At 54.1% G+C, this 257-nt stretch carries 1 protein-coding gene; it reads left to right on the forward strand.

Translation table 11 applies throughout. The features are described 5' to 3' along the window. The coding region (locus R0J87_RS22145; RefSeq protein ID WP_498889009.1) for a DUF3080 family protein at positions 1-257 on the forward strand (257 nt) is incomplete at both ends.

Genomic DNA, 257 nt, shown 5'->3' on the forward strand with positions numbered 1-257 from the left:
CTCAATGGCCCGTGCCACTGACTGGCTGAACACCACAACCGCCCTACTGAGCCAAAACGACGCCACAGTCGTGTGCGGGCCCAACCGAAACCAGCAGAAAGCCAACTTTCTTGAGAACGTATTCTATAAATTTTTCGTTACGGATATTCAGCCATACCTTGCCAACCTTGATGCCCGCTACCAGGACATTCAGCCGGATCTGCACACCCTGTTTGCTATCCCCAACCGCCCTGCTGCGCTCGCCGATTATCACAGCT

The sequence above is a fragment of the Halomonas sp. SIMBA_159 genome (genome assembly GCF_046536035.1).
GTDB classification, from domain to species: Bacteria; Pseudomonadota; Gammaproteobacteria; order Pseudomonadales; family Halomonadaceae; genus Vreelandella; species Vreelandella venusta_A.